General features: G+C 63.7%; 27 protein-coding genes. 11 read left to right on the plus strand and 16 right to left on the minus strand.

Translation table 11 applies throughout. The annotated features are described in order from the left end of the window. The first annotated feature begins 150 nt into the window (after positions 1-150). Positions 151-1,368, plus strand: coding sequence for a benzoate/H(+) symporter BenE family transporter (locus R4P57_RS25925; protein ID WP_317805733.1), 1,218 nt, complete (start codon positions 151-153; stop codon positions 1,366-1,368). A gap of 10 nt (positions 1,369-1,378) precedes the next feature. After that, entirely contained in the window at positions 1,379-1,852 is a 474-nt protein-coding gene (locus R4P57_RS25930; RefSeq protein WP_317805734.1) for a thioesterase family protein, read from the plus strand. Positions 1,853-1,856: 4 nt separating this feature from the next. On the opposite strand, the gene R4P57_RS25935 is transcribed toward R4P57_RS25930, so the two are convergent. Further along, complete coding sequence (locus R4P57_RS25935) at positions 1,857-2,882, minus strand: phosphotransferase family protein (RefSeq protein WP_317805735.1); 1,026 nt, start codon at positions 2,880-2,882, stop codon at positions 1,857-1,859. A gap of 110 nt (positions 2,883-2,992) precedes the next feature. Further along, entirely contained in the window at positions 2,993-3,319 is a 327-nt protein-coding gene (locus R4P57_RS25940) for a hypothetical protein (RefSeq protein ID WP_317805736.1), read from the minus strand. Between the two features lie 763 nt (positions 3,320-4,082). Between R4P57_RS25940 and R4P57_RS25945 the strand changes: the two genes are divergently transcribed. Continuing rightward, a complete protein-coding gene (locus R4P57_RS25945) occupies positions 4,083-4,622 on the plus strand; it encodes a hypothetical protein (RefSeq protein WP_317805737.1) in 540 nt (179 codons plus the stop codon). 43 nt (positions 4,623-4,665) lie between these two features. Here the strand turns inward: R4P57_RS25945 and R4P57_RS25950 are convergent, their stop codons facing one another. From R4P57_RS25950 to R4P57_RS25960, 3 genes are read right to left on the minus strand one after another with little or no spacing between them, the layout of a single operon-like run. Further along, entirely contained in the window at positions 4,666-6,087 is a 1,422-nt protein-coding gene (locus R4P57_RS25950; RefSeq protein ID WP_317805738.1) for an NAD(P)(+) transhydrogenase (Re/Si-specific) subunit beta, read from the minus strand. Then, on the minus strand, positions 6,087-6,410 hold the full coding sequence (locus tag R4P57_RS25955; RefSeq protein ID WP_317805739.1) for an NAD(P) transhydrogenase subunit alpha: 324 nt from the start codon (positions 6,408-6,410) through the stop codon (positions 6,087-6,089). The genes R4P57_RS25950 and R4P57_RS25955 overlap by 1 nt, the downstream gene beginning before the upstream one ends. Continuing rightward, positions 6,410-7,528, minus strand: coding sequence for a Re/Si-specific NAD(P)(+) transhydrogenase subunit alpha (locus R4P57_RS25960; protein WP_317805740.1), 1,119 nt, complete (start codon positions 7,526-7,528; stop codon positions 6,410-6,412). The genes R4P57_RS25955 and R4P57_RS25960 overlap by 1 nt, the downstream gene beginning before the upstream one ends. 254 nt (positions 7,529-7,782) lie before the next feature. On the opposite strand from R4P57_RS25960, the gene R4P57_RS25965 reads away from it, so the two are divergent. Further along, positions 7,783-8,223, plus strand: coding sequence for an HIT family protein (locus R4P57_RS25965; RefSeq protein WP_317805741.1), 441 nt, complete (start codon positions 7,783-7,785; stop codon positions 8,221-8,223). Next, positions 8,220-8,864, plus strand: coding sequence for a Type 1 glutamine amidotransferase-like domain-containing protein (locus R4P57_RS25970; RefSeq protein ID WP_317805742.1), 645 nt, complete (start codon positions 8,220-8,222; stop codon positions 8,862-8,864). The genes R4P57_RS25965 and R4P57_RS25970 overlap by 4 nt, the downstream gene beginning before the upstream one ends. Before the next feature lie 7 nt (positions 8,865-8,871). On the opposite strand, the gene R4P57_RS25975 is transcribed toward R4P57_RS25970, so the two are convergent. After that, a complete protein-coding gene (locus R4P57_RS25975; protein ID WP_121873694.1) occupies positions 8,872-9,183 on the minus strand; it encodes a hypothetical protein in 312 nt (103 codons plus the stop codon). Between the two features lie 192 nt (positions 9,184-9,375). Between R4P57_RS25975 and R4P57_RS25980 the strand changes: the two genes are divergently transcribed. From R4P57_RS25980 to R4P57_RS25995, 4 genes are all read left to right on the plus strand, one after another. Continuing rightward, a complete protein-coding gene (locus R4P57_RS25980) occupies positions 9,376-9,891 on the plus strand; it encodes a DUF3558 domain-containing protein (protein WP_317805744.1) in 516 nt (171 codons plus the stop codon). 4 nt (positions 9,892-9,895) lie between these two features. Further along, entirely contained in the window at positions 9,896-10,432 is a 537-nt protein-coding gene (locus tag R4P57_RS25985; protein ID WP_317805745.1) for a DUF3558 domain-containing protein, read from the plus strand. A 90-nt stretch (positions 10,433-10,522) separates the two neighbouring features. Then, positions 10,523-11,905 (plus strand): FAD-binding oxidoreductase, encoded by a 1,383-nt coding sequence (locus tag R4P57_RS25990; RefSeq protein ID WP_317805746.1) that lies wholly within the window; start codon positions 10,523-10,525, stop codon positions 11,903-11,905. 105 nt (positions 11,906-12,010) lie between these two features. After that, a complete protein-coding gene (locus tag R4P57_RS25995) occupies positions 12,011-13,057 on the plus strand; it encodes a hypothetical protein (RefSeq protein WP_317805747.1) in 1,047 nt (348 codons plus the stop codon). 1 nt (position 13,058) lies between these two features. Here the strand turns inward: R4P57_RS25995 and R4P57_RS26000 are convergent, their stop codons facing one another. The 10 genes from R4P57_RS26000 to R4P57_RS26045 form a co-directional block, all read right to left on the minus strand. Next, positions 13,059-14,363 (minus strand): aspartate aminotransferase family protein, encoded by a 1,305-nt coding sequence (locus tag R4P57_RS26000; RefSeq protein ID WP_317805748.1) that lies wholly within the window; start codon positions 14,361-14,363, stop codon positions 13,059-13,061. Continuing rightward, the gene (locus tag R4P57_RS26005; protein ID WP_317805749.1) at positions 14,364-15,500 is read right to left on the minus strand and encodes an ABC transporter substrate-binding protein; all 1,137 of its coding nucleotides are present in this window, start codon (positions 15,498-15,500) and stop codon (positions 14,364-14,366) included. Further along, complete coding sequence (locus R4P57_RS26010) at positions 15,497-16,255, minus strand: ABC transporter permease (protein WP_317805750.1); 759 nt, start codon at positions 16,253-16,255, stop codon at positions 15,497-15,499. The genes R4P57_RS26005 and R4P57_RS26010 overlap by 4 nt, the downstream gene beginning before the upstream one ends. Beyond that, positions 16,252-17,031 (minus strand): ABC transporter ATP-binding protein, encoded by a 780-nt coding sequence (locus tag R4P57_RS26015; protein WP_317805751.1) that lies wholly within the window; start codon positions 17,029-17,031, stop codon positions 16,252-16,254. Before R4P57_RS26015 ends, R4P57_RS26010 begins: the two co-directional genes overlap by 4 nt. Continuing rightward, a complete protein-coding gene (locus R4P57_RS26020; RefSeq protein WP_317805752.1) occupies positions 17,028-17,963 on the minus strand; it encodes an ABC transporter permease in 936 nt (311 codons plus the stop codon). The genes R4P57_RS26015 and R4P57_RS26020 overlap by 4 nt, the downstream gene beginning before the upstream one ends. After that, a complete protein-coding gene (locus tag R4P57_RS26025; RefSeq protein WP_317805753.1) occupies positions 17,960-18,991 on the minus strand; it encodes a TIGR03842 family LLM class F420-dependent oxidoreductase in 1,032 nt (343 codons plus the stop codon). The genes R4P57_RS26020 and R4P57_RS26025 overlap by 4 nt, the downstream gene beginning before the upstream one ends. A gap of 3 nt (positions 18,992-18,994) precedes the next feature. Beyond that, a complete protein-coding gene (gene hydA, locus R4P57_RS26030; protein WP_317805754.1) occupies positions 18,995-20,416 on the minus strand; it encodes a dihydropyrimidinase in 1,422 nt (473 codons plus the stop codon). After that, positions 20,416-21,255 carry a nitrilase-related carbon-nitrogen hydrolase gene (locus tag R4P57_RS26035; protein ID WP_317805776.1) on the minus strand — a complete coding sequence of 280 codons (840 nt, stop codon included), beginning with the start codon at positions 21,253-21,255 and terminating at the stop codon, positions 20,416-20,418. Before R4P57_RS26035 ends, hydA begins: the two co-directional genes overlap by 1 nt. Positions 21,256-21,356: 101 nt before the next feature. Next, positions 21,357-22,871 (minus strand): ATP-dependent DNA ligase, encoded by a 1,515-nt coding sequence (locus tag R4P57_RS26040; RefSeq protein ID WP_317805755.1) that lies wholly within the window; start codon positions 22,869-22,871, stop codon positions 21,357-21,359. 138 nt (positions 22,872-23,009) lie between these two features. Beyond that, positions 23,010-24,602, minus strand: a complete 1,593-nt coding sequence (locus tag R4P57_RS26045) for a carboxylesterase/lipase family protein (RefSeq protein WP_317805756.1) — start codon at positions 24,600-24,602, stop codon at positions 23,010-23,012. A gap of 98 nt (positions 24,603-24,700) precedes the next feature. Between R4P57_RS26045 and R4P57_RS26050 the strand changes: the two genes are divergently transcribed. Continuing rightward, complete coding sequence (locus R4P57_RS26050) at positions 24,701-25,348, plus strand: hypothetical protein (RefSeq protein WP_317805757.1); 648 nt, start codon at positions 24,701-24,703, stop codon at positions 25,346-25,348. Positions 25,349-25,466: 118 nt separating this feature from the next. Further along, positions 25,467-26,864, plus strand: coding sequence for a sugar porter family MFS transporter (locus tag R4P57_RS26055; protein WP_317805759.1), 1,398 nt, complete (start codon positions 25,467-25,469; stop codon positions 26,862-26,864). The last annotated feature ends 15 nt before the right edge of the window (positions 26,865-26,879 follow it).

Raw genomic sequence — 26,879 nt, forward strand, 5'->3', positions numbered from 1 at the left:
AACCAGCGGTACGGACTGGTCCGGTCCAACCAAGAGACTACGTCACATCGACGGTGCCCCGACAGCACTCGACCGCCGACGCATAGCGCCGACTCGGCTCGATGCGAAACGACGCGACAGGCGACGGCCCACAGTGCATCATCGACACTCGTGACCACTGCCGACGCTGCCGACAGACCGACGCCACTCTCGACCCCCGTCAGCGCTGGAATCGTGGCCTCACTGGTCGGCTTCACCAGCTCGTTCGCCGTCGTGTTGACGGGCCTGCGGGCGGTAGGTGCCAGCCCGACCGAGGCGGCCTCCGGATTGCTGGCGCTGTGTGTCACCCAGGCCGTGGGCATGATGTGGCTCGCGCGCAGATACAGACAGCCCATCACGCTGGCGTGGTCGACGCCGGGCGCTGCGCTGCTCGCCGGAACCGGCGTGGTGGTCGGAGGGTGGCCCGCCGCGGTGGGTGCGTTCGTCACCGTCGGGGTGCTGATCGTCCTGACTGGCCTGTGGCCGAGACTCGGCGCGCTCGTCTCGAGAATTCCGGTACCACTCGCTCAGGCGATGTTGGCCGGAGTGCTGCTACCGCTGTGCGCGGCACCGGTCGTTGCATTTGCCGACTCCCCCGCTCGGATAGCGCCGGTGGTACTCGTCTGGCTCGTGGTACTTCGATTCAGCGCGCGCTGGGCAGTGCCCGCTGCGTTCCTCGCGGCGGCAGCGGTCATCGCGGCCGACTTGATCGGCGGCGGCACCCCCATCGCGGCCTCCGATCTGATTCCCCGAATCGACTGGACGGTTCCGCACTGGAGTTGGCAGGCCACAATAGGTATCGCGGTGCCGTTGTACATCGTCACGATGGCGTCCCAGAACATCCCGGGCACCACGGTCATGGCGTCGTTCGGGTTCCGAATTCCGTGGCGTGCGTCGATGACCGTCACCGGAGCCGGCACCGTCCTGGGCGCATTCGCCGGCGGTCACACGATCAACCTCGCCGCGATCAGCGCTGCGCTCTCGGCGAATCCAAGTGCCCATCCGGACCCGAAGCGGCGATGGGTCGCCGCCTTCTCCGCAGGATCCTCCTACCTGGTGCTGGCGCTGCTGTCCACGGCCCTGGCGACCCTGGTCGCCGCAGCTCCCGCAGGTGTGGTGGAAACCGTTGCCGGCCTTGCCCTGTTGGGAACTCTCGCGGCGTCGTTGTTCGGCGCACTCGAACATGCATCGGACCGAGAAGCAACGGTTCTGACTTTCCTCGTCGCTGCGTCCGGCCTGACATTCGCAGGAATCGGCTCCGCGTTCTGGGCCTTGGTCGTCGGTCTGGTGGTCCGAGCAATCTTGCGTCGGCAGTCCCCGGCGGTGCCCGCTACCGACGCCACTGGTTAGGGTCACGTTCATGACCGATCAGGTGAACCCCGGGCCGGAGTTGTCGCATGCATCGGACTTTCCGGCTCTGTGGCCCGTGACGACGCGATGGGACGACAACGACCACTACGGCCACGTCAACAACGTCACCTACTACGCGTATTTCGATACCGCCGTCAACGGTTGGTTGATGGAGACGACGGGACTCGATATCCGGACACTGCCGGCGATCGGTGTCGTCGCCGAAACCTCGTGCCGATACCTGTCCGAGTTGAGCTTTCCGGATCGCCTTCAGGTGGGCCTGGCCGTCGAGAAGCTCGGCACCAGGAGCATCGTGTATTCGCTCGGGTTGTTCCGCGAGGCCGGCAACGATGTGTTGGAGCTGGCGGCGAGGGGTCGATTCGTACACGTGTACGTCGACGGGGTCACTCGCCGACCGGTGGCGATTCCGCCCGAAATCGAGAGCGCAGCTCGCACTTTGGTGATCGGGACCGCGTCGATCTGACCGACTACAAGCCGATCTCGTCGGCTGTACGCAACGCCCTGGTGATGATGTCGTCGATGAGCGTCGTGGTCGGCCCGCCTGCCACGGCCCGATTCCGCGAGTCGGCTTCCAGACGGCGCATGACGCCTTCGGCGATGATCGAGAGCTTCCACAGCGCCAGCACTTGCCAGAATCCGACATCGGAGACGTCGCGCCCGGTGTGCTGCGCATACGACTCGACGAGCTCGGCCCGAGTAGGAAAGCCCGGCAGAGTCGACGCCATGAACGGACCGGCGACCCCGTCGTCGGCTTGCGGCCAGTAGGCCAGCAGGCCGCCGAGGTCCGCCAACGGATCTCCGAGTGTGCACAGCTCCCAGTCGACGACCGCGGCGACACGGCCGTCTTCGCGGAGCGTGATGACGTTGCTGAGGTGAAAGTCTCCGTGCACCAGGGTCACCTCGTGCTGCGGAGGAATGCCGGCTGCCAATCGAGTTGCCAGCGAATCGATACCGGGTACGTCGCGAGTGCGCGTGGATTGCCACTGCTTGGTCCACCGGGCGAGTTGGCGAGCGGCGTACGGCTTGTGGCTGGCCAGATCGGCCAGACCCGAAGAGTCCAGATCCACGCGGTGGATGTCGGACAGCGCCACCGTGAGGCCGAGCCCGACTCGGCGTCTGTGATCGGCGTCGAGTTGTTCGGCTGCCGTCACCGAGTCGACGACGATCCCGTCGACGAAACTCATCAGCACGAGCGGGACCTCGGACACCGAAGAATCCTCGGTGATCGCAATCATTTTCGGAACCGGCACCGCCGTGTTCTGCAGGCCCGACAGAATTCGATGTTCGCGCACGACATCGTGTGCGGACGCCAACAGTTTCCCCAGTGGGGGACGTCGAAGTACCCAGCTACTGCCACCGGCGTCGCGGACCGCGTAGGTGAGATTGGACTGACCGTTGCCGATCCGATGAAAGGTGAGAGGCGAGGTTGCGCCGATTCCCAATCCTGCGATCCAGGTCGATACTGCTTCTTCGTCCAGTCCCACGACACCCATTCCGCACCCTCACCTCGCCGTTCAGCTCCATTGCCGACTGCAATCATCGCGTCGAACGATCCTAGCGATGTGGGACCGTCCGAGGTGCGGGCACGGGGGGTGAGGGCGAATCAGCTGGCGCGCTCGAACGCGGAGATCAGCGCCGGAGTAGCGATCGCGGCGGCAGGCGTGGCCGCCTCGTGCCGCTTGACCGCGATTTCATCGACTTCGCCTACCAGCAACGCAACAAGAGCGTCTGGCTCGGCCGCCCAGACCGAGGAGATGTTGCGTACCTCGGCAGGGGCGAACAGCCCGCTGGTGGCCAACGCGTCGATCCACTCGGCGATGGCATCGCCGGTTGGCTCGGGCATGATCGTGCGGTCCAGTGAGTCCGCTTGGAACTCGTTGCAAAAGAACGCGCGGACCATATCGAGCTGTCCCTGAGACATTGCGGTCATGTTCTTCTCCTTCGAGTTCCGGCATCCTGAGGTGTCGAGTACCCGACTTCGGCGGGCTGTGACGCGTACCAAGGACCGTGTTCAGATCGTTATCGATCTCGCTGTAACAACAGAACACGTTATTCCGATGTGGCTGAAACTACGCCCTTTTGGACGGTCCCGCCCAGGGTGAGCGGGTGCATGTGACCATCGTCACACACATTTCCCCATCCAAACAACACTCTGCAACGAAGTCATAGTTTGCTTTACGAAATGCTGTGAACCAGAACAATGCAGGGATAAAACACCAGGCTGGCGCCCCGGAGGTCGCCCGGGTACACATTCCAGCAGTTCAAAATCGGACACGGCCCCTCCGAGACAGGCGATTCGATTTCAATCTGCACGCCCTTTCAAGCGATAGAAAACAGTCTGGTCACCCGAATTCGACCGATTTCACCAACAGTGAGCATTTGACAGACGGCTCGCGCGCTAGTGGAGCTAGGACACGTTCACACCCTGGCGGTGTTATCTGATCGTTACTGATCAGCGCTCAGCAAGTTCCCACTGTGCTCACATCCAACGTTCAGTCGGATGAGGCACTGTGGCTTTCATGCCATGCCCTCGCCTCGACGATGACCCGATCCGAGCATCCCCTCGAGCCGAAGCGTCCACGGCACCGACCGGCAGGAGGCTTCGTTCTCGACGGACTGCGGTTCTGATTCGCGCTACGACCGCGGGCATCTGTGCGGCACTGTTGCCGGTGTGGTTGCTCGGGGCGCCGCACGTGATGCCATCGGTCTCGTTCGATCCGAGCCAGGCGACCGTTCTCGCCGCCTGGTTGGTGGATTCGATCGATGTGACGACTGTGCTGCTCATGGTCGCTGCGCTCACCGTCGTAGCGCTGCTCCGCTCGCTGCCCTACGGGATCGGGGTGGTGATCGCCTGCACCGTCGGGGCTGTCGTCAGCACTTCACTCGGCCGCGAACTTGCCGGATCGTCGATCACATCGACCGATCTACCGAATGGGCAGCTGGTCGCGGCTGCGGCACTCCTCGGCGCGGCGTCGATGGTTGCGTCCACCACATGGCGTCCGGCCGTCCTCGGTCTGGGCACCGTGACGACAGTCGTGGTGGCACTGTCGGCCGTCGTCGTCGAATCCTCATCGATCACCGGCATCGTGGGTGCTGTGTTGATCGCGTCCGTGTGGTGGTCCATGTGCTCGATCGTCATGCTGTACTCGCCCGACGCAGCTGCCCGCGAAGCCCGCAACCCGCTCGACACGGCCGCTCTGGCCGTTCAACGCACAACGGGGCGCTCCCGGTGATGAACAACCGGAGCGCCCCATCGGTACTGCTGACTGCTCGTGTTCAGAGGGCCTTGAGCTCCTCGGTCACCTCGGACACCGATTTCTTCGCGTCACCGAACAGCATCGAGGTGCCCTCGGCGAAGAACAACGGGTTCTCGATGCCTGCGAATCCGGACGACATCGACCGCTTCAGAACGATGACCGACTTCGACTGATCCACGTTCAGGATCGGCATCCCGTGAATCGGGCTCGACGGATCGTTACGCGCCGCCGGGTTGGTCACATCGTTCGCGCCGATGACCAACGTGACATCGGTACGGGCGAACTCGTCGTTGATGTCGTCCATCTCCTTCATCGCGTCGTACGCGACGTCGGCCTCTGCCAGGAGCACGTTCATGTGCCCTGGCATGCGACCGGCGACGGGGTGAATGGCGTACTTGACCTCGACACCCTTCGACTCGAGCAGCTTGGCCATGTCCTTGACCGCGTGCTGTGCCTGCGCAACGGCGAGGCCGTATCCGGGAACCACGATGACCTGATTGGCGTAGGCCATCTGGATGGCAGCGTCGGCCGCGGACGTGGCCTTCGCCGTTCCCCCACCTGCACCCGCGGGACCTGCAACAGCGTCACCGCCGCCGAATCCACCGGCGACGATTGCCGGAATCGAACGGTTCATGGCCTTGGCCATGAGGTTGGTCAGGATCGTGCCGGACGCGCCGACAATCATGCCTGCGACGATCATCGCGGTGTTGTTGAGCGCCAGACCTGCAGCCGCAGCGGACAAACCGGTCAGAGCGTTGAGCAACGAAATGACGACCGGCATGTCCGCGCCACCGATGGGCAGCACTACCGTCAGACCGAGAATTCCGGCCAGTACGAGAACCGCAACGATCCACCACTGCGACACCCCGCCGCCCGGAGTGGCGTTGATGCCGATGACCACTGCAGCTGCCACAGCGCCGATCAGCAGCAGAGCGTTGAGCGGCTGCTGCAACTTGCCGATGGTGATGGGCGAACCGGGCAGGGTCTCCTGCAGCTTGAGAAACGCGATCAGCGATCCCCAGAACGAGATGGACCCGATGATCGCCGCGAACAGCGACCCGATGACGATGTGGACCGTCGGCGATTCACCGTGCTTGAAGTTCGAGAATCCCGACGTGTCGAGGAACTCGGCCCAGGCGATCAGCGCGACCGTTCCACCGCCGACGCCGTTGAACAGAGCCACCAACTGTGGCATCGCGGTCATCTTGACCCGGCGAGCAGGCGGGATACCGAGCGCAACGCCGACGACCAGACCGACGACGATCAGAATCCAGTTGCCGGTGTCTCGGATGGAGATGAGCGTCGCCACGACAGCGAGGAACATACCGATCGCGGCGATCTGGTTGCCACGCACCGCCGTCTTCGGTCCGGTCAGACCCATCAGGCCGTAGATGAACATGCCGAAGGCGACGATGTAGAGAATGTTGACGAGATTGTCCATCAGGAGTCAGCACCCTTCGTGGCCTTGGCAGGAACGGGCTTGGACTTGAACATGCCGAGCATGCGGTCGGTGACCACGAATCCACCGATGACGTTGACGGTTCCGAACACGAGAGCGACGAACAGGATGACCTGCAGGCCGATGGACGGCTCCTCGACCTTGCCGAGCACCACCAGGGCACCGAGCACGACGATGCCGTGGATGGCATTGGTTCCGGACATCAACGGGGTGTGCAAGGTGTTGGGCACCTTGGAGATCACCGCGAAGCCGACGAACCCGGACAACACCAGGATCGCAATGTTCGCGAGCAGCGGGGTGTACATCAGTTCTCCTTCTCACGTGTCACGCAGGCACCGGCGAGAACCTCGTCCGAGAAATCGGGAGCGAGCTTGCCGTCGACCAACATGAGTTCGAGCAATGCCGAGATGTTCTTCGAGTACAGCTCGCTGGCGTGCTCGGGCATCGAGGCCGGCAGGTTCAACGGCGAGCAGATGGTGACGTCGTGCTTGACGACGGTCTCGCCGGGCTCGGTGAGTTCACAGTTGCCACCGGTCTCCCCAGCGAGGTCGACGACGACGCTGCCGGGCTTCATTCCCTCGACGGCTGCGGCCGTGACCAGCCTCGGCGCAGGGCGGCCGGGCACCAGCGCGGTGGTGATGACCACGTCGAAGCCCTTGATGGCTTCTTCGAGCGCCTTCTGCTGTTGGACACGTTCGTCTTCGGTCAGCTCACGTGCGTATCCACCCTCACCGGCTGCATCGATTCCCAGATCGAGCCACTGCGCGCCGACGGATCGAACCTGATCTGCGACCTCCGGCCGCACGTCGTACCCGGTGGGTCGGCCGCCGAGACGCTTGGCGGTAGCCAACGCTTGCAGACCCGCCACCCCGACTCCGAGTACCAGCACGGTCGCGGGCTTGACGGTGCCCGCGGCAGTGGTCAACATCGGGAAGAATCTGGTCGATTCCGAGGCAGCCAACAGCACGGACTTGTAGCCGGCGACGTTGGCCTGAGAGGACAGTGCGTCCATCACCTGCGCCCGCGAAATCCGCGGGATCGCTTCGACTGCGAAGGCCTGTACTCCGGCCGCCTTCAACGCCCCGATGCTGTTCTCCGCGTTGCGCGGTGCCAGAAATCCGATGAGCGTCGAACCCGACGTCAGCTTGGCGATCTCGGCGTCGGAAGGCGGCGCGACCTTCACCACGACGTCCGCCGACCATGGATCACCGATGGTCGCTCCGGCGGCGACGTACAGCTCGTCGGGAATCAGAGCGCCGAGACCGGCACCCGACTCGACGACGATCTCGACGCCCTTACCCGTCAGGGAGGCAACGATCTTGGGCACCAGGGCGACGCGACGTTCGCCCTCCCCCGATTCCCGAACCACACCGACGACAGTCGTGGTTCCTGAACCCTTCTCAGTGCTCTGCGATGTATCCAAATCTCCGTCTTCCTGCGTTGAATGGTGTCCACTGATCGGCCGATGGCCCCGAACTTGCGACGAGTGGACGAACCCATGCGACAAAGGCACAAGGTCCCTGATAGTAGCCAGAGGAAACAGACCACGGGTAACCCGGAACACAGTCCGATTCGTTCTGAATCGAGTCCGTTCGGCATTCCGCAGCTAGAGGACGAGCAATTGTGATGCACGCCATACAGGTCTATCGGTGATGATCGGACCCTACAGTGACAACCGTGGAATCTTGCATCTTCTGTGCCATCGTCGCCGGCGACGCCCCCGCACACCGTGTGTTCGAGAACGACCACGCGATCGCCTTTCTCGACATCCGGCCGGTCAGTCGCGGACACCTGCTCGTGGTCCCGCGCGAGCACGCCACCGATCTCGACTCGACCCATCCGGACGCGGCCGCCAACGTGTTTCGCGTCGGGCATACGTTGGCGCGCGCCGTGCGCCACTCGGACCTGCGCGCCGACGGAGCCAATCTCGTGATCAACGACGGCAAGGCCGCATTTCAGACGGTTTTCCACCTGCATCTGCACGTGGTGCCCCGCTGGCACCGAGACAGGGTGCGGTTCGCGGCAGGTTTTGTGACACGTCGCCTCCGTGAGCCCGAGCGTGTCGCGGACGCCGTTCGCGTCGGGTTGGCCCGGCTGAACGGCGAATCGACGGTATGAAGCTGTTCCTGTCGTCGTATCGATTCGGCGGTCACTCCGACGCTTTCGTGGAGCTCACCGGGCCGCCGTCCGATCTCGCGGTCATCGCGAACGCATCGGACGCGTGGCCCCTCGCCGCTCGCGAGTCCTCGATCGGAAGCGAGTTCGGTCCGCTACGGGCGCTCGGGTACCGTCCCGCCGAGCTGGATCTGCGCGACTACGTGGGTCGGCCCGCCGCATTCGAGCGCGCACTGGACGGCTTCGGTGCGGTGTGGGTGCGCGGGGGCAACACCTTCGTCCTGCGCGCTCAGCTCGCCCGCTCGGGTGCAGACGAGATCCTGGCCGAGCGTGTTCGGCGGGGATCGATCGCGTACGGCGGATACAGCGCGGGCGCGTGTGTGGCCGCACCGTCGTTGATCGGAGTCGAGGACGCGGACGACCCCGGCGAGGTTCGGCCCGCCACCGGTGTCGATCCGGTATGGACCGGACTGGGTCTGGTCGATTTCTCGATTGTCCCGCACCTGAATTCCGTTCTGGACGAGAACGATTCGGGGCATGCAACGGTGCAGCGCCTACGCAGGGACGGTATCGACTGTCATGGGTTGACCGACGACCAGGCCATCGTCGTCGATGCGTCGGGGACGCGGTTGCTCGGTAGTTGACCTTCGCTCAGCCCAGGCGGGCAAGTGGAGCGAGCCGGTCCAACGAGGACCACGCCAGCGAGCACCGCCTGGCGGTCATTTCGTCCGCGTCGAGCACCAGCATGTCGAACAACTGCCGTGGGGCCTGATGCCACGAGTCGGCGATCTGCGCGATGGTTGCTCGATCGAACAGCCCGGACTGCGTCAACGCCTGAACCCACTCGTCGATCTCGCCTCGGTGAATGCGCTCGATGGTGTCGTATTCGATTCCGCCCCCGAGGAATTCATACGAGAACATCGCGGCCACGTAGTTCCAGGAGTCACTTCCGGGATCGATCATGGTGCAGCCTCCTTGTCGACTCGCACCGCATGGGGTGCGAGGTTCGCTGCGCTGGACGCTAGCGTGGCGAACTACAAATTTGCGTGTCGGCGACGCATCGATCTGGTAACGCCTGAGGCTGGTGTTACTGATGTGACTCGCTTCCGTCAAACGCTCACCCTCCTCCGTACAGGGTGGGTAGAGTCCGCGTTCGTGCGCACTCGAGCCGTTGCAGCGTTGATCGCGGCGATCGTATGTGGGCTGGTCGGATGCTCGAACACACCGGGCACCGAGGCCGATCCGGATCCGTCCGAGACGGCCGACCAGCCCGTCACCGAAGAACTCTTCGTCGGTGAATGCGGGTCGATGGACGACACGGAAGTGCAGAGACTCACGGCCGTATCCGACCTGACAGTGGTGTCCCAGAACGCTGTTCGTTGCCGTTGGGAATCCGCGAGCGGCGCGTACGCGATGTTCACCTGGTACCGCGGCAGCCCCATCGACCGAGAGAGTTCCGTGGCCGAAGCCATCGGCCGCACCATCGAGCGCATCGATGTGGACGGTCACCCGGGATTCACCGCCGCGGCGTCGGGAGCCTCGTGCGAGGCCGGGGTCGAGAACGGGGACGGCTTCGTGCACTGGTCCGTCAACTACATGGTCGACGGCCCCCGCGATTCCTGCGACGTCGTCGAGGATCTGGCCAGAACCACGATCTCGAAGGCGAAATAGCCCGATGACGACGTTCCCCTCCACCGATTCCATCCGTCGCGTCCTCGCCGCTGTCCTCGTCACCGCAGCCGTCGGTACCGGATGCACCACCACCGTGACCGGTACGGCGGTACCCGCTCGATCAGGCGGCAGCGGCCAGTTCGACAAGCTGCTCGAGGAGTGCATCGCCGTCCCGGATCCCACCATTGCCGAAACAGTGGGTGCCGACCTCGTCGATCAGTACTTCTACGGTGCAGTGTGCATGTGGACCGGCGTCGGTGCCGCCGGACTCATCGACGTGACGTTCGCCTGGTTCGAGAACGATGCACTCTCGCGCGAGCGAGACCTGGCCGATCGGCTCGGCTACGCGACCGAAGACGTCGCCGTTGCCGGCACCACAGCGTTCCTCTCACGACGACCGGCCGACCCGTCGTCGTGCGGAATCAGCGCGGCGTACTCGGGCGTCATCACCTGGTGGGTGCAGTACCGAGGAGGCAGTCCGGCCGACCCGTGCGCCGCCGCCACCGAACTCGCAGAACTGACGCTGCAACGCAACCAGTGACCGAGAGTCGACCGACCCCGACTCCACCGCACGCGCGGCCGTGACAGACTCGAGTGTCGACGGTCACATTTTCGACGTGAGGAGACCGAGATGTCGGTGACGACCGATGCAGATGCCCGCCTGAGCGAGCTCGAATCCCTTCTTTCGCCCGGCGCGGTGATCACCGACCCGGACATCACCGAGGGCTACCGACGCGACTGGGCGAAGGATCCCGACGCCGGGACCCCGCTGGCCGTCGTGCGCGCACAGTCCACCGAGGACGTTCGTGCCGTCATGCGGTGGGCCACCGAGCACAACGTGGCGGTCGTCCCACGCGGTGCCGGATCCGGTTTGTCCGGTGGAGCCACCGCCGTCGACGGCGGAATCGTGCTCACCACCGAGTTGATGCGGGAGATCACCGTCGATCCGGTGACCCGGATCGCCGTCGTACAACCCGGGCTGCTCAACGCCGAGGTCAAGAAGGCCGTCGCAGAACACGGCCTCTGGTACCCACCGGATCCGTCCTCGTTCGAGATGTGTTCCATCGGAGGCAATGCGGCCACCAATGCGGGCGGACTGTGCTGTGTGAAGTACGGCGTCACCACCGACTACGTTCTCGGTCTCGAGGTCGTCCTGGCCGACGGTACCGCCGTCCGACTGGGCGGGCCACGCCTGAAAGACGTTGCAGGCCTGTCCCTTGCGAAGTTGTTCGTCGGCTCCGAGGGCACACTGGGCATCATCACCGAGATCACTCTTCGATTGATTCCAGCGCAACCTCCCGCCAGTACGGTGGTCGCTTCGTTCGCATCGGTGCACGACGCCACCGCCGCAATTCTGGCCATCACCCGGAACTTGCGGCCGTCGATGCTCGAGTTCATGGACCGCGCGTCCATCGGTGCCGTCGAAGATGCCATGAACATGGGACTCGATCGCGAGGCGGCGGCGATGCTCATTGCTCGGTCCGACTCCCCCGGTGCCGACCGAGGTCGCGAGATCGAGATCATGGCGGCCGCATGCACGGAGGCCGGTGCCTCGGACGTCTTCACCACCGACGACCCCGATGAGGGTGAAGCCTTCGCTGCCGCACGGCGATTCGCCATTCCCGCGGTCGAACGACTCGGTAGCCTGCTGCTCGAGGACGTTGGGGTTCCATTGCCCGCACTTCCGGCCCTCGTCGACGGAATCGCCGAGCTGTCAACCAAATACGATGTGCTGGTTGCGGTCATCGCCCATGCCGGTGACGGCAACACCCACCCTCTGATCGTCTTCGACCCCGCGGACGCCGACATGACACGTCGCGCCAACATCGCATTCGGCGCGATCATGGATCTGGCGATTTCGTTGGGCGGCACCATCACCGGAGAACACGGCGTCGGTCGCCTCAAGAAGGCTTGGCTGCCCGATCAGGTCGGCGAGGACGTCATGGACCTCACCCGCCGAATCAAGTCGGCACTCGATCCGGCGGGCATTCTCAACCCCGGTGCTGTGCTCTAGTTCCAGGGCCCGCCGATCTTCGACTCACGATTCCAGTGATCAGTGTGGTGGAATAGGCGCGGCTCCGGGGGGAGCTGGTCATCGGATCCGGGGGCTACATCGTTCATGCGCACATCCTTTTCAGCTCACAACACCCGACTGCTCACGGCGAGTGTCGTGGTCGCACTGTTCGTCTCGGCATGCTCGAGCCCGGTGGCAGGGACCCCGGTGGCAGGGACCCCTGTAGCGATACCAACAACAGTCGCACCGGAGATCGCGGTTCCCACCTCGCAATACAACGACTGGTTCCGCACACTCGATCCGTGCGGCTTTGTCGATGAAGTCACCATCGCCGAGTGGGGCGAGCAAAGACACTTCGGTAACAGCTCCCGGATGAACGAGTGCTCGATCGAATTCTCGCAACCGGTCACCGACGCACGAATCTCCGGACTCGCAGTGACGACCGGAAACTTTGTGGACAGCTCTTACTCCGACCTGGGGGGCTTCATAGGATACGAGTACCCGGACCCGGTGATGTGCTCGGTCTACGTGAAGTTCGACGATCACCAGGCATTCTCCTTCACTGCCTTCAGCGAGGATCTGGGTTTCATGTCGCCCGAACTCTTCTCCGACACCTACGACGAGTTGCTGTGCAGCAGGACCAAGGACCTCGTCCGTGCGTCCGTTCCACTCTTCGCCTCGCAACCGCTTCGCTCGGAATCGAGTAGAACGACGACCACGAAACTGGCGTCCGTACAACCGTGTGGTGCCATACCGGAATTCGTACGGAAGTACCCCAATGCCGTGGTGCCCCCGCTGCGTGACGGACAACCCTATGCCTGCACGTTTTTCAGAGAAAAACCAGTCAACGGCGGGACCAACGAGAGAGTCGACATCTCCTTCGGCCAGCGACCCGAAGAAACCTCGGAAGAACCGGCGACGCTGTTCGGCCAGGTCGAAATCGACGTGCTCGGCGTCGTCGCCCACGAAGATTACGACGAAGACCTCGATTACTGCCAGATCTACGCCTTCGTGGGCGTCGGCGCAGGCTTCCCCGTTCAGGAGTACCTGGGAATGACGAACTACATCGATGTCATCAGCGTCGACGGTCGAGGGTGCGAACCCGTTCGCGCGGCAGCAACAGCGGCTGTTCGGGCGTATCAGAACAACTGAGTCAGCCGACGAACCCGTCCGCCACCGTCAACACCTCGTCGAGGATTTCCAGTCCCTGACGAATCTCGTCTTCGCATGTCGTCAATGGCGGTGCGATCTGCAGACGGTTGCCTGCGACGAAGGGCCACAACCCACGCGACTTCGCCGCGGCGGTCACCGTACCCATCGCCGCTGCATCCTTGCCCGACGCGGCGAACGGCACCAGCGGTTCCCTCGTCGCACCGTCCGTGACCAATTCGACGGCCCAGAAGAATCCCTTGCCGCGCACCTCGCCCACGCTCGGATGAGATTCGGCCAGCTTCGACAGGCCCGCACCCAGTACGTCCTCGCCGACGTGACGCACGTGCGGAAGGATCTTGTCGCGCTCGAACACTCCGATGGATGCCACGCCCGCGGCGCACCCGAGCACGTGACCGGAGTAGGTCAACCCGCCTGGATAGGCCTTGTGGTCGAACTGCGAGGCAATCTTTTCCGAGATGATCACTCCGCCGAGGGGGATGTACCCGGAGTTGACGCCCTTGGCGAACGTGATCAGATCCGGTGTCACATCCCAGGCCTGGCACGCGAACCATTCGCCGATGCGGCCGAACCCGACCATCACTTCATCGGCAATGTAGACGATCCCGTACTTGTCGCACAGCGCCCGAACGCCGGCCAGATAGCCGGGCGGAGGGATCAGCACACCGTTGGTACCGATGACCGATTCGAGGATCAATCCGGCGATGTTCTGCGCCCCTTCGAGCACGATGACCTGTTCGAGGTGTGCCAGTGCTGCAGCCGTCTCGTCCTCGGGAGTCGTTGTGCCCCAGGGAGACCGGTACGGATACGGCCCGAAGAAGCGCACGACGTCGACGTTGGTCGGTTCGGTGCCCCATCGCCGTGGCTCGCCGGTGAGACCGATCGCGACTCCGGTTCCACCATGGTACGAGCGATACGCGGCAAGCATCTTCGTGCGCCCGGTGTGCTGTCGCGCCAGCCGCACCGCATGCTCGACGGCTTCTGCGCCACCGGTCGTGAAGAACACTCGGTTCAGGTCACCCGGCGCACGTTCGGCGATCAACGCGGCGAGTTCACTGCGCTTGTTGTTGGCCACGGTCGGGGAGATGGTCGTCAGAACCTGGGCCTGTTCGACGATGGCGGCAACGATGTCGGGGTGTTGATGCCCGAGATTGACGTTGACCAACTGCGACGAGAAGTCCAGGTACCGGTTGCCCTTGTCGTCCCAGAACCACGACCCCTCCGCGCCCTCGACGGTGATCGGATTCAGCTCGGCCTGCGCCGACCAGGAGTAGAACACGTGATCCATCTACTTGCCGCCTTCCTCCAGTGTGACCTCCATCGGAGCGTACGACTCCCCGGTGACGTCCACACCGTCGGCCTTCAACAGATCCAGCGCCTGGGTCACATATTCGTTGGTGTAGGCCTCGGCATCGGGATCTGCGGTCAGCACGGTCGAGCCCTCGGCGTTCTTCGTGGACTTCGCGATATCGACGGTCTGCTGCCATGCCGCCTCGTCGATCATGCCGATACCCTCCGCGGACGGCCAGATCAGTTTGTTGACCTCGTTGACCTGCCAGAGCTGGTGACTCGCGCCGAGTGTCGAGCCCGCAGCGACGGTGATGTCGCGGCACGTTTCGACGTTGTCGCGGCAGAAGATCCAGCCCTTCAACGATGCCGCCAGGAATTTGACGGTCTGCTCCTGGTACGCCTCGTCGGAGAGCTTGTCGGTGTTGGCCCAGATCGCGTCCTGCAGCATCGCGACGCCGTCGTCGTTCCAGTTCAGCGACGTGAAATCGTCTGCGGTGTAGAGCGCACCGGTTGCGGGGTTCACGGTCTCGAGCAACTGCGCGTACTCGTTGTACGACATCGCCTGGGCTGCAGCGATATCACCGGATAGAAGGCCGTTCATGTCGAACTGCTGCTGCACCAACGTCACGTCGGAGGGGCTGACCCCGGCCTTGGTCATACCGGCGAACAGCTCGAATTCGTTTCCGTATCCCCAGTTTCCGACGGTCTTGCCCTGGAGGTCGGCAGGTGACGCAATGTTCTGATCCTTGAACGAGACCTGCAATGTGCCCGACTTCTGATAGATCTGGGCTACGTCGGTGATGCCGGCTCCGGCCTCACGGGATGCGAGCGCCTTCGGTACCCACGCGACGGCATAATCGGCCTGGCCCTGTGCGAGCACGGTTTGCGGGACGATATCCGTTCCACCGTCGAGGATTTCGACGTTCAGCCCCTGTTCCGCATAGAAACCCTGATCGACGGCGGCGAGGTAGCCCGCAAACTGGCCCTGTTTGAACCACTGCAGTTGCAGCTTGATCGTGGTGTCCCCGTCGGCAGTGGTGTCGGTGTCGGTCGTGGTGGTGCTGCAGGCCGAGGCGACCACCGCCAGAGCCATGACGACGGCGAGGAGGGGTCGGGGGGTTCGAGTGAATTTCATATCCATCTTTCCTGGGGACGACGCCGGGACACGAGTTTCTCGAGCAACAGAACAACCACGAAGAAAAGCAAACCGACTGCGATGGCGCCCATCACGTAGGCCCACGCCCGGGGGTAGGCCGTGTTCGCCGCGGCGGAGGTGATCCGCGACCCCAAACCGTTCTGCAGTCCACCGAAGTACTCGCAGATGATGGCAGCAATGACAGCATTGGGAGCGGCTACCCGCAACCCGGTGAAGATGTGCGGAACGGCGGACGGGAGGCGAACGATTCGGGTGAACTGCCAACCACCCACGGCATACGACGTCATCAGGTCGTGGTGCACGGCCGAGACCTGACGCAGTCCTTTTGCCGCACTGACGAATACCGGGAAGAACACGACTATGGTCACCACGAGTCGGCGCGGTAGATCGGTGGTCGAGGAGAACATCGAGTTGAACACCGGCGCAAGAGCGACGATGGGAACGGCGGCAGCACCCGCTGCCAACGGTGTCAGTAGTTCATCGACGATCCGCAGGCGAACCGCTGCCATTGCCGCGAGGAGACCGAGCACCGAGCCAGCGATCAACCCCACGAGAGCATTGGTTCCAGTTGCCAGACTTGCCGATCCGATGTTGCCGACGTTGCGAGCGAACTGTTCGGCGATCGCGCTCGGCGACGGCAGCAGGAACGACGGCACCCCCGCGACGACCGTGAGCAACTGCCACAGGGCGAGCGCCGCCAGCCCGAACACCACCGGAGGCAGCCAGAGCTTCATCGCAGATCCGCACTGCGAACCGTACGGCCGTGCAACGCATCACGAACCGCGGTGATGGACGAGAAGAACTCCGCCGATTCGCGCGGATCCCCGTTCGCGTCGAATCTGTCGATCGTCAGTGTGTCGACGATCCGCCCCGGCCGAGGGGACATGACAACCACCCGATCGGACAGGTACACCGCTTCGGGAATGGAGTGGGTCACGAACACCACTGCCGCGCTCGACTCCCCGGCGATGCGCAGTAGGTCGTTCTGCATCTTCTCGCGGGTCATCTCGTCCAGAGCCCCGAACGGTTCGTCCATCAACAACAGTCCCGGCGTTCGGGCCAGCGCCCGAGCGATCGCCACTCGTTGCTGCATCCCACCGGATAGCTGGCTGGGAAACTTCTCTGCGAACTCGGTGAGCCCGACGAGGTCCAGCAGTTCGCGAACCCGTTCTGCCCGCGCGCGTTTGGACACCTTGTGCAGTTCGAGCGGCAAGGCGACGTTCGATTGCACTGTGCGCCAATCGAGCAGCCCTGCCTGCTGAAAAGCGATACCGTATTTCTGGTCGATGCGAGCCTGCCGAGCGGACATTCCGAACACCGATACCGAACCGGACGTCGGTTGCTCGAGATCGGCCACGATGCGGAGCAACGTCGACTTGCCGCACCCCGAAGGCCCGATGAGCGAGACGAATTCACCGGCAGCGATCGACAGCGACACGTCATCGAGCGCTGTCACCGACCCCTCGAACGTTTTTCCGACGCCCTCTACGAGTACTGCGTGCTCGGTCATGTCTGCGCCCTTCGAGCTGGTGCACGGCCCGCGTACCGGCCCAGTGCGATATCGAGCAGCGACACCAATGCGGTCACCACCAGTCCGAGCACCGCTGCGCCGAGGACTGCCGCGTACAACCGGGATGCGTCTCCTGTTGCCTGCTGCGAGAACACGATGATCTGCCTACCGATACCGCCGGTCGTTCCGGTGGAGATCTCGGCGACAACGGCACCGATCACGGCGGCGGCCGCGGCCAGACGCAGCGCTGGAATCAGATGCGGCACAGAGGCGGGTAGGCGTAGTCGAACGAGGGTGGTCCACCATCCGGACGCATAACTGTGCATCAGATCGAGTGCTGCCCGATCGGGTGCACGCAGGCCGCGCAGCATTCCCACCGCGACCGGGAAGAACGCGAGATACGACGCGATGACGGTGATGCTCATCCAGGGCTGCCATGCGTAACCGCCGATGGCGATCTTCCCGCCCCACCCCGCGACAAGCGGTGCCAACGCGATCAACGGAACCGTCTGCGAGACGATCACATACGGCAACACGGACCGCTCGACCCACACGAACCGCTGCATCGCCACGGCCAGCACGAGCCCTACCACCGTCCCCAGCGCGAACCCGAGTACCGCGAGCCCGAACGTGAACAGGCCACTGGACACGATCGCGGCACCGACACTGCGAGCCCCGGCGACGTTCACCTCGGGCTCGGTCAGCGCTGCCAACACCGACCACACGTGCGGTAGCGCGCCGTCGTCGGTGCGCGGCAGCACCCGAATACCCCCGATGCTCACGCCGTTCTCGGGAACGAGCACCTTCACCAGTTCCCACAACACGAGCAGCAACACGACGGCCGCCACCGCCATGACCGGACGACGTATTCCTCGTGACGAATGAGCGGGAGCCGGGGCCACCACGGTGGCCTGATCGAGCACACTCGTCACGATGTCGCCGTCACGGTCTTGCGGATCTGAGGGATGATGCTCTCTCCGTAGGCCTCCAGCGTCGCGGTTTTCGCGTCGTGCTGGAGGTACACCGAGAACTGATCGACGCCGAGCGCTTCGAGATCTTTGAGCTTGGCGATGTGATCGGCCGGGGTGCCGAGAAGACAGAACCGGTCGATCACCTCGTCGGAGACGAATTCCGCATGCGAATTTCCGGCGCGCCCGTGCTCGTTGTAGTCGTAGCCGGTACGTGCGGCGATGTAATCGGTGAGTGCTGCGGGGACACCACTGCCGTCGCCGCCGTAGCGCGCGACGATGTCGGCAACGTGATTGCCCACCATCCCACCGAACCAGCGGCACTGGTCTCGGGCATGTCCGAGAGCGGCGTCGCTGCCGTCGGTGACGTAAGCCGGAGCCGCCACGCAGATCGAGATCGAATCGGGATCGCGACCCGCCTGCTCGGCCGCGGCGCGCACCTTGCCGATGGTCCATGCAGCGATGTCCGGATCGGCAAGTTGCAGAATGAACCCATCCGCCACCTGGCCGGTGAGCTCGAGTGCTTTCGGCCCGTACGCCGCAACCCACACCTCCAGGCTCGAGTGTTCTGCCCACGGGAACTGCACGGTTGTCTCACCGACCCGAGCGCTGCGCCCGTTGGCCAGATTACGGATCACATCGATCGATTCTCGCAGTGAGGCAAGCGTTGTCGGCTTACCTCCCAGAGCCCGGACGGCGGAGTCACCGCGGCCGATGCCGCAGACGGTCCGATTGCCGAACATGTCGTTGAGCGTCGCGAACGTCGATGCCGTCACCGTCCAGTCTCGGGTGACGGGATTGGTGACCATCGGACCGACGGTCACCCGCCTCGTCGCGGCCAGAATCTGGCTGTAGATGACGTACGGTTCCTGCCACAGCAGGTGCGAATCGAACGTCCACACGTGCGAGAACCCATGTGTCTCTGCCTGTCTGGCCAGGTCGATCACACGGGACGCCGGCGGATTGCACTGGAGCACTACCCCGATGTCCATGGCTCAGATCAAATTCTGCGACAGGTCGCGTCGAACGAATCGTCCATGTCCCGCAGTGCCGGAATAGGATCCACCGTCGACGATGATCCGGCCACGCGAGATCACGGTGTCGACATGCCCGTCGATCTCGAAACCCTCGTACGCCGAATAGTCCATGTTCATGTGGTGGGTCTTGTCGACGCCGATGCTGGTGTGTCCGTTCGGGTCGTAGATCACGATGTCCGCGTCGGCACCGGGGGTGATGACGCCTTTCCTCGGATACATTCCGAACATCCTGGCCGGGGTGGTGCAGCAGACGTCGACCCACTTCTCGAGCGTGATCTTGCCGCTCTTGACGCCCTGGAACATCAGATCGATGCGGTGTTCCACCGAGCCGATCCCGTTGGGAATTTTGGAGAAATCGCCGATACCCATCTCCTTCTGGTCCTTCATACAGAACGGGCAGTGATCGGTACTGACGGTCGCCACGTCACCGGTGCGCAAGTACCGCCACAACTCGTCTTGATGCCCCTCCTCTCGCGACCGCAAGGGCGTCGAGCAGACCCACTTGGCACCCTCGAAGCCCGGTGCACCGAGTTGTTCCTCGAGCGAGAGATAGAGGTACTGCGGACAAGTCTCGGCAAAGACGTTCTGCCCGTTGCCCCGGGCCTGCGCGATCTGTTCCAGGGCCTGCTTGGCAGACACATGTACGACGTAAAGCGGTGCACCGGTGACGTGGGCCAGCATGATGGCTCGATGCGTCGCCTCCTCCTCGAGCTGCCACGGCCGTGAGGTGCCGTGGAAGTACGGGGCCGTGTCTCCACGCGCGATCGACTGAGCAACGAGTACATCGATCGCGATGCCGTTCTCCGCATGCATCATCAGCAGTGCACCCGTTTCGGCGGCGGACTGCATGGCGCGCAGGATCTTGCCGTCGTCGGAGTAGAACACGCCCGGGTAGGCCATGAAGAGTTTGAAGCTGGTGATGCCCTCGGATACCAACTCGCTCATGGCTTTCAGGGAATCGTCGGTGACGTCGCCGATGATCTGATGGAAGCCGTAATCGACGGCGCACTGCCCCGCGGCCTTGTCGTGCCATTGCGCCAGAGTGTCCTGGACGCGCTGACCGGGGGTCTGAATCGCGAAGTCCACGATAGTCGTCGTGCCACCCCACGCGGCTGCGCGCGTTCCGGTTTCGAAGGTGTCGGAGGCGAACGTACCGCCGAACGGCATCTCCATGTGCGTGTGTCCGTCGACCCCACCCGGAATGACGTATTTGCCGGTCGCGTCGACGACGACGTCCGCCGAGGTCTTCAGGTCCGCAGCCAGGGATACCGATCCGGGTGCCAGCACTGCGACGATGCTCTCACCGTCGATGAGCACATCCAATTCCTGTGCGCCGGTGGTGGATACCACGGTCCCGCCGTGCACGAAGGTGGTGGCCATCAGGGTTGCACCAGCGGGCCGTATGCGTCGGGTCTACGGTCACGATAGAAGGCCCACCGGTCGCGAACCACCCTGAGCAGGTCCATGTCTAGGTCGCGCACGATTATTTCGGGTTCCGAATCCGACGCCACCTCGCCGACGAATTTGCCTTCGGGGTCCACGAAATAGCTGGTTCCGTAGAAATCGTCGTCACCGTATTCGGATTCGATTCCGACTCGATTGATCGCGCCCACGTAGTACTCGTTGGCGACGGCCGAAGCGGGTTGTTCGAGCTTCCACAGGTAGTTGGACAGGCCCCGCGAGGTGGCCGACGGATTGAAGACGATTTCGGCACCGGCAAGACCGAGCGCGCGCCACCCTTCCGGGAAATGTCTGTCGTAGCAGATGTACACACCGATACGCCCGACCGCGGTGTCGAACACCGGCCACCCCAGATTGCCGGGGCGAAAGTAGAACTTCTCCCAGAATCCGTTGACATGGGGAATGTGGTGCTTTCGATACTTGCCGAGATAGGTACCGTCGGCGTCGACGACGGCAGCGGTGTTGTACAGAAGTCCGGGCTGTTCCTGCTCGTAGACGGGCAGAATCATCACGATGCCGAGTTCCTTCGCCAGTGCGGCGAAACGGTCGACGGTGGGCCCGGGTACCGATTCTGCGTATTCGTAGAACTTCGCGTCCTGTAACTGACAGAAGTACGGACCGTAGAAAAGCTCTTGGAAGCAGACGACTTTCGCGCCCTGCTCGGCGGCGGACCGAGCAAACCCCTCGTGTGCCGCGATCATCGATTCTTTGTCACCGGTCCACTTGCTTTGGACCAGAGCAGCTCGAACTGTGGACATCATTGGCACTCCATCTCTCGCTGGCTTGCACCCTCAAGATATTTTGCGCCGTGTTACGGGATCGTTCGGCCGGTTTCGTATGTATTAATCGTCGGAACTGTTCACGAGTGTGGAAGGAGTGCGCGCACGGCGTCGATGGAGTCCGCGGTGGCGAGGTTCTTGTCGGGGCGGTACCGCAGTACTCGCGCGAATCTCAGGGCCACACCGCCCGGGTAACGTGGGCTGACCTGCACGCCGTCGAGTTCGATTTCGACGATCAGTTCGGGGCGCAGGTACACGGTGTGCTCGTCGCGCTCGCGTTCGTGTTTCGGGAATTCGTCGGTCTGCCACTGCAACAGAACGTCGGTCAGGCCTTTGAAGGTCTTACCGACCATGATCGGGTCACCGCCGTCGGGATCGCGAGCTCCCAGGTGCAGGTTGGACAGGTAACCGGTGCGACGCCCGTATCCCCACTCGGCTCCGAGAACGACGAGGTCGAGGGTGTGTTCGGGTTTGACCTTCTGCCAGCTCTTTCCGCGACGGCCTGCGGCGTACGGTGCACCGAGAGCTTTGAGCATGACCCCTTCGTGCCCGGCGTCGAGTGCAGCGTCGAAGTGGGCCGCTGCTGCGTCCGCATCGGGCCGAACGGCACTCGGAATTCGGTGCCCCGGCGCCACCCGGTCCAATGCGGCCAGGCGCTGTTCCAACGGGGAATCGAGCAGGTCGACACCGTCGAGGTGCAGGCAGTCGAAGAAGTAGGGCTGCAGCAGGAGCTCGTGTGCGCTCTCGGCACCGAACCGACTCATCGTTTCCTGGAACGGTCGCGGGCGGCCGCTGTCTTCGAGCGCGAGGGTCTCCCCGTCCAGGACCACCGAATCGCACGGCAGCGCAAGAACCAGGTCCACCAGCTCGGGCACACTCGCAGTGATGTCGCGCAGAGTTCGCGTGTAGATGCTCACGTCGGTTCCCGAGCGGTGCACCTGAATTCGCGCACCGTCGAGCTTGTATTCGACGGTGACATCGCCGGACAACTGTTCCCAGGCACCGCGCAGAGATTCCGCGGGCGACGCCAGCATCGGCCGGACCGGTCGACCGACCTCGAGCCGGAATGCATCCAGCGCGTCGACGCCACCGGTGATGGCGGCAATGGCCGTCGCGGGCAAACGACCCGAGAGCATGAATGCGCGACGCACCGGCGCTTGCGGCAGGTTCGTGGCCGCGGCAACAGCGTCGACCATGATTCCTTCGAGCGCGCCCTGACGCAGCTCGCCGGTGACGAGCCGGATCAGAAACTGACGCTCCTCGGCTGTACTCCGGGAGAACAGGTCGGTCAACAGCGCTATCCGGCGGGCAGCAGAACCGGCCCCCGACGTCGCCGCGACCGAAGATATCGCCTCGTCCACCTCGGCAACCGTCAGTGTCGAGTCCGCGGCGGACGCAACGTCGAGATCGGCCAGCGTGCGCCAGCCGACCCCTATCCGCCCCTGCGGCAACTCCCCCGACAGCCAGGACACGGCGGGCTCGATGTCACCGGCATCGGCCTCGGCGAGCAGGGCACCGATCTGCCCGATCTTGATCTTTCGCGAACGCGTCGCTGAAACAGCACGGGACGTTTCGACGATCCTCGACATCAACACACACCGAACATAACCGCCCCCACCGACAGCGTGCTGACATCCAATTGTTACCGGTGTGACTCGAGCGACCGGTGTTCTTGCTGTTACGTTCGATTCATGTCAGCAACGTCCCGTGCGACACAACGCATGGACGACGTGTCAGCTGAATCCGAGAACACGGTCGCCCCACGCAGCGCGCATGTCGCCGTCGGGGTCGTCGACGAGAGTGTCGGATGCATCGATCACCAGCGTCCAGCGCGTCTTCTCGGTGTACGGAGCCCAATGCTTGGACGCGTCCAACGCGGCGGGCACGCCGTACCGCGCGAAAGCGAGCCAGCGTCTCTGCATCCGCGCGGACACCGCCATTGCGGGCTTTCTGCCACCGAGCCAGAAGGTGGGGTCTCGGTTGAGTGTTCCGAAATTGCCGAAGACATACGGCAGTTCGGTCGCGTGGCCGGCTCCCACCCGTGCGGCCTTGAGCATCGGCGTCGCATGATCGAATCGGTACATCCATGTCGGCGAATGCCTGCTGTGCCCGTCGGCGATCCACACGCTCGGCATGAGGAATCCAGCGTCGCGCGACATAGCCTGTGCCCCAGCCGGTTTGTCTCGGTCCGGGTATGCAGCCATGATCTCGGCGACCCGATAGGCAGGCAGATCCGCGTGGTCGTGGGCGATGGCGCGGAACATCTCGGAGACGGTGTCGGAGGTGATCGGCATCAACGGAGACTTCATGAATCGGAAAATCGAGGGCTCGTCGTGGTTGGTGCCGATGATCAACGGGATCTTGTGCGAGAGCCCCTTCTGGAAGGCCGCCACGGGATAGCGCGGAACGATATCTCCATCAACGACCGGCGAAAGGCCAAGTGTCCCAGGAACTGTCGTTGGAATCTCGTAGCAGAGAGTGTCACCGGCGGTGACCAGCCTGGTGAAATGCATGTCGAACAGTTCACCGATGTCTTCCCGGTCGACACCCACCAACTCCAGGAATCTCGACGCCACCGCGGCTCCGCGGTCGGGGCCGTACACCGAGGTCGCAGGCGCGCTCTGCACGATCGCTCGCTGGAACAGGCCCTCGGCCTTCGGGGAGGTCATCAACGTGGTGACCGACGCTCCCCCGGAGGATTCACCGAACACCGTCACCTGATCAGGATCGCCGCCGAACGCAGAGATGCACTCGCGGACCCACTGCAGCGCGGCAATCTGATCTCGCAGCCCCAAATTGGTCTCGAACGTGTGCTCGTCGGTGGAGAACGAGGAAAGGTCGAGGAACCCGAACGGGCCGAGACGGAAATTGATGGTCACCACCACCACGTCGCCGTTCTCGCTGAGGTTTCTCCCGTCGTAGACCCGTTGGGCGGACGATCCGAGCGAGTACGCACCGCCGTGGATCCAGACCAACACCGGCCGCAGTTCTGCGTCGGGTCGGGGAGCCCAGACATTGAGCGTGAGACAGTCCTCGGAAATCGACAGCGACGGATCGATCGGCACCGGGCTGTCGCGCCCCTGCGGAGCCATCGCACCGAACTCGAGGCCGTCGAGCACTCCCGACCAAGGCTGCAACGGACGCGGCGCACGGAACCGGAGCTTCCCCACCGGAGGCGTCGCATAGGGAATACCCCGCCAGGCCACGATCGGCGACGCATCGGCAGCAACCGGATAGCCCAGAACGTCGCCGTAGGGCGTGCTCACGAGCACGGTGGTAGAGGACGCAGTGGAATCGGACGCAGCGGAGTCAGACGCGGTGTCCATGGAACCTCCCGTTCGGTCGTTGCCCAACGTACCAACATCGATCACCCCCTCGGCGACGATACGCACAGCGTCGACGCCCGCGACCGAAGGAACCGGCGATGAAGAGAATCGGATGTGCCGCAGTGGCAGTCGTCGGGGCGTTCCTGCTCGGAGCCTGCGGTTCGAGCGGCGAAGGTGACGGTCCGATGGCGACCGTGATCACCGACCGCCCCACCCCGATCACCACGGCTCCCTCTGCCGCCTCCGCTGCGCCGGCATCACCGTCCACCACAGCGACCACCACGCCGACGTCCACCACGGCGGCATCGACGAGTCCTGCTGCAGCCCAGGCGAAGCCGCAGGACTACGCAGGCAAAGCACCAGGTTGGTACTACTTCTCGAGCCCCAGTGGAAAATTCGAGTGCGGTATCGCCGTCCTCGAGTCCTCGATCGCCGGATGCCACGGATCACTCCCTGATTCGGCACCGGAAGTTGCCGGCATCGGTGCATCGCGGAGTGCAGTCAAACCCAATGCCGTGCAGTTGATCGCGGGATCCCCGGCGAAGTTCGAGAGCCTCGGCGATCCCAAGTTCCACCGTTTCGACGGACCCGCAGCGGCCTTGCCGTACGGCGAGGAGCTCACCGTCCCCGGAAGTGGCTCCACCAACGGCCTTCGGTGCAGTGTCGACGAGCAGACCGGGGTCACGTGCTCCGATCAGGTCGGCCACAGTTTCACAGTCTCGGACGAGGATTTCGACCTTCGTTGACGGTCTCGTTCACGCGGCAAATTACCAGGCGTAATGTCCGGGGACGGTACGACAATCCCTGCCGTACGGTCTCCCCAGCGGCCGACGCCCGTGCGCGCGGCCGGAAGGTGCATCACTCATGAATCAGACCTCGGACCGCCACACAGCGAAGGTCATCGGCGTCAGCGTCGCCGCTGCTGTGGGCGGATTCCTGTTCGGCTTCGACAGCTCGGTCATCAACGGCGCTGTCGACTCGATCGAAGATCGCTTCCTCCTCGGCTCGTTCACCACCGGCGTCGTGGTCGCGATCGCCCTCATCGGGTGCGCAGTGGGTGCCTGGTTCGCCGGCAGCCTCGCAGACCGTTGGGGACGCAAGAAAGTCATGCTGCTGGGCTCAGCCCTGTTCGTCATTTCCTCGATCGGTTCGGGATTGGCGTTCAGCGTCCCCGACCTCATGCTCTGGCGAGTGCTCGGCGGACTCGGAATCGGCATCGCCTCGGTGATCGCACCGGCGTACATCGCCGAGATCGCTCCGGCCAAGTGGCGCGGCTCCTTGGCCTCGCTCCAGCAATTGGCCATCACCATCGGCATTTTCGCTGCTCTGCTTTCGGACGCCCTCCTCGCCGGTGCCGCCGACGGCGCGTCCAACGACCTGTGGTTCGGCATCGAAGCATGGCGATGGATGTTCCTCGTCGGCGTGATTCCCGCTCTCGTGTACGGGTTGCTGGCAACACTGATCCCGGAGTCTCCGCGGTACCTCGTCGGTCAGCATCTCGACGAAGAAGCGGCCCGAGTCCTCGCTGAGATCACCGGTGAACTGCATCCGGACGAGCGCGTCCACGAGATCAGGCTGACGCTGCGCAAGGAGTCACGCTCGTCGTTCGCCGACATTCGCGGTCCGAAGTTCGGCCTGCAACCCATCGTCTGGGTGGGCATCACGATGGCCGTGCTGCAGCAGCTGGTAGGCATCAACGCGATCTTCTACTACTCGACGACGCTATGGCGTTCGGTCGGCTTCACCGAGGATCAATCGTTCACCACCTCTGTCATCACCGCCGTGATCAACGTGGTCATGACGTTCGTGGCGATTCTGTTCGTCGACCGAATCGGTAGGCGCAAGCTGCTGATGGCGGGCTCGATCGGCATGTTCGGCGGGCTCGTCATGGCGTCCGTGGCGTTCTCGCAGGCGACCGGTAGCGGCGACGACGTCACGTTGCCCGCTCCGTGGGGTGCGATCGCGTTGGTCGGGGCCAATCTGTTCGTCATCTTCTTCGCCTCGACATGGGGTCCGATCATGTGGGTCATGCTCGGTGAGATGTTCCCCAACCGCATGCGCGCCATGGCGCTCGGTATCGGCACCGCAGCCAACTGGATGGCCAACTTCGCTGTCACGCTTGCCTTCCCGCCACTGACGTCGTCTGTGGGCTTGTGGGTGATCTACGCAGGATTCGCCTTGTTCGCCGCGCTCTCGTTCTTCTTCGTCAAGGCCAAGATCCGGGAGACCAAGGGCATGGAACTCGAGGACATGCTGGGCTGAGGCCGAACCGCAGAT

The sequence above is a fragment of the Rhodococcus sp. IEGM 1330 genome (assembly GCF_033142445.1).
In the GTDB taxonomy this organism is placed as follows: Bacteria; Actinomycetota; Actinomycetes; order Mycobacteriales; family Mycobacteriaceae; genus Rhodococcoides.

What these genes read in the sequence shown, in the direction of transcription:
- hydA (WP_317805754.1), bottom strand. Translation starts at nt 20,416, where the DNA reads ATGGCCACCACCTTCGTGCACGGCGGGACCGTGGTATCCACCACCGGC.
- R4P57_RS26005 (WP_317805749.1), bottom strand. Translation starts at nt 15,500, where the DNA reads ATGAAATTCACTCGAACCCCCCGACCCCTCCTCGCCGTCGTCATGGCT.
- R4P57_RS26015 (WP_317805751.1), bottom strand. Translation starts at nt 17,031, where the DNA reads ATGACCGAGCACGCAGTACTCGTAGAGGGCGTCGGAAAAACGTTCGAG.
- R4P57_RS25990 (WP_317805746.1), top strand. Translation starts at nt 10,523, where the DNA reads ATGTCGGTGACGACCGATGCAGATGCCCGCCTGAGCGAGCTCGAATCC.
- R4P57_RS25955 (WP_317805739.1), bottom strand. Translation starts at nt 6,410, where the DNA reads ATGTACACCCCGCTGCTCGCGAACATTGCGATCCTGGTGTTGTCCGGG.
- R4P57_RS26000 (WP_317805748.1), bottom strand. Translation starts at nt 14,363, where the DNA reads ATGGATCACGTGTTCTACTCCTGGTCGGCGCAGGCCGAGCTGAATCCG.
- R4P57_RS25935 (WP_317805735.1), bottom strand. Translation starts at nt 2,882, where the DNA reads ATGGGTGTCGTGGGACTGGACGAAGAAGCAGTATCGACCTGGATCGCA.
- R4P57_RS25995 (WP_317805747.1), top strand. Translation starts at nt 12,011, where the DNA reads ATGCGCACATCCTTTTCAGCTCACAACACCCGACTGCTCACGGCGAGT.
- R4P57_RS26045 (WP_317805756.1), bottom strand. Translation starts at nt 24,602, where the DNA reads ATGGACACCGCGTCTGACTCCGCTGCGTCCGATTCCACTGCGTCCTCT.
- R4P57_RS26055 (WP_317805759.1), top strand. Translation starts at nt 25,467, where the DNA reads ATGAATCAGACCTCGGACCGCCACACAGCGAAGGTCATCGGCGTCAGC.
- R4P57_RS25940 (WP_317805736.1), bottom strand. Translation starts at nt 3,319, where the DNA reads ATGACCGCAATGTCTCAGGGACAGCTCGATATGGTCCGCGCGTTCTTT.
- R4P57_RS26050 (WP_317805757.1), top strand. Translation starts at nt 24,701, where the DNA reads ATGAAGAGAATCGGATGTGCCGCAGTGGCAGTCGTCGGGGCGTTCCTG.
- R4P57_RS25950 (WP_317805738.1), bottom strand. Translation starts at nt 6,087, where the DNA reads ATGGACAATCTCGTCAACATTCTCTACATCGTCGCCTTCGGCATGTTC.
- R4P57_RS25930 (WP_317805734.1), top strand. Translation starts at nt 1,379, where the DNA reads ATGACCGATCAGGTGAACCCCGGGCCGGAGTTGTCGCATGCATCGGAC.
- R4P57_RS26010 (WP_317805750.1), bottom strand. Translation starts at nt 16,255, where the DNA reads ATGAAGCTCTGGCTGCCTCCGGTGGTGTTCGGGCTGGCGGCGCTCGCC.
- R4P57_RS25975 (WP_121873694.1), bottom strand. Translation starts at nt 9,183, where the DNA reads ATGATCGATCCCGGAAGTGACTCCTGGAACTACGTGGCCGCGATGTTC.
- R4P57_RS25970 (WP_317805742.1), top strand. Translation starts at nt 8,220, where the DNA reads ATGAAGCTGTTCCTGTCGTCGTATCGATTCGGCGGTCACTCCGACGCT.
- R4P57_RS25985 (WP_317805745.1), top strand. Translation starts at nt 9,896, where the DNA reads ATGACGACGTTCCCCTCCACCGATTCCATCCGTCGCGTCCTCGCCGCT.
- R4P57_RS26025 (WP_317805753.1), bottom strand. Translation starts at nt 18,991, where the DNA reads ATGGACATCGGGGTAGTGCTCCAGTGCAATCCGCCGGCGTCCCGTGTG.
- R4P57_RS26035 (WP_317805776.1), bottom strand. Translation starts at nt 21,255, where the DNA reads ATGTCCACAGTTCGAGCTGCTCTGGTCCAAAGCAAGTGGACCGGTGAC.